1 protein-coding gene is annotated in these 1,204 nt (G+C 29.2%); it reads right to left on the bottom strand.

The window, feature by feature from the left end:
- Positions 1-228: 228 nt before the first annotated feature.
- The gene (locus tag LY08_RS13475; protein WP_111660951.1) at positions 229-1,005 is read right to left on the bottom strand and encodes a hypothetical protein; all 777 of its coding nucleotides are present in this window, start codon (positions 1,003-1,005) and stop codon (positions 229-231) included.
- Positions 1,006-1,204 lie beyond the last annotated feature (199 nt).

Below are 1,204 nucleotides of genomic sequence, written 5' to 3'. Positions count from 1 at the left end.
GAGTAACAAATTCAGCGTAGAGATTGGCAAATGTCCGATGATTTTCAATTTCGTATTGCTTGCGCTTGAGTGGATTCCGCTATTGTAGGCAACGTGATTGTGTATGGTTAGTTGCGTGATTAAGCAACTAATTTAGTAAACAAAAACGAACGCGAGAAAATTCCGAAGGAATTTTCCAAATAAGCACTTGCCAAAGCAATTAATTATACACGGTGTTGCCAGTAGTTTTTATTCAAATTCTATGATTTTTTCTCCTATAGTTCTAATTTGAAATACCTTTTGTAATTTGAAGTTTTTGGAATTTTCAATATAGAACCTTAAATTTTTAAAATCTATTGAGGTAGTCCCATTTTGCTCATTAACCAAAGTCTTCGCATATTGTTTTCTCTTTTTTAGAAACTCATTCTCTTTTTTATTTATGTACCATAGAGTTTCTAATTCGTCATCCTTAATATTAATTGTCAAGTCTCTATATGTCAATTCTTTTGAGTTTTGATTTATAGTACTCAAATCAAATAATTCAACAGATGAAAAAATAATGTTTGTATTTTTATCGGCAATCCAGTCTTTTAAATGAATTCCTTGTTGAAAATTGATTTTGTCATTTAAGTGAAGATGAACCAGTTCTTCGTATTTGAATCTATCTTTAACAAAGAATAAATCAATAAATTTCTTTTTGCCATTATCATAAAGTTGATACTTTAATTTGCCTTTTTGGTCAATTGTTTTTTCAAACCCACAATTTCTATCTCCATAATCAATGTTTAAGACAATTTTAGCTGTCTTAAACTTAAGAATTTCTGCTTTTTTAAAATCGCCTATTGTATTTAACCTATCAATGGTTTTATTTTCCCCTAGATGTTTAACAACAATGCTTAAATTTCCGTACTTAGTTTCATCTTTCTTTTTTTCTAAATCAATATGAATTTCAACAGGTACTAGTTTACTTGAGCATCCAAAAATTAGCAATAAAGAAATTATAAAAGTTATTCTTTTTAAAATCATATCTTTAGTTTATTACTAATTTAATTCAGTTAACTTATTCGAAAAAGTTGAAATGAGTGAAAGTATGTTTTGAATGAGTTAATGCGTTTTTTATAATTACTGGCAACGTGTTTGGCTATGGTTTCGTTGCGTGAAAATCCGCAAGGATTTTCTGCCGTAAACCGAAGATAGCAAATTTGCGAGGACTTTCCGAGAGGAA

The sequence above is a fragment of the Olleya aquimaris genome (assembly GCF_003259525.1).
Lineage (GTDB): Bacteria > Bacteroidota > Bacteroidia > Flavobacteriales > Flavobacteriaceae > Olleya > Olleya aquimaris.
Note: the sequence above shows the minus strand (reverse complement) of the source record. Positions and strands in the feature narration are given on the sequence as shown.

What these genes read in the sequence shown, in the direction of transcription:
- LY08_RS13475 (WP_111660951.1), bottom strand. Translation starts at nt 1,005, where the DNA reads ATGATTTTAAAAAGAATAACTTTTATAATTTCTTTATTGCTAATTTTT.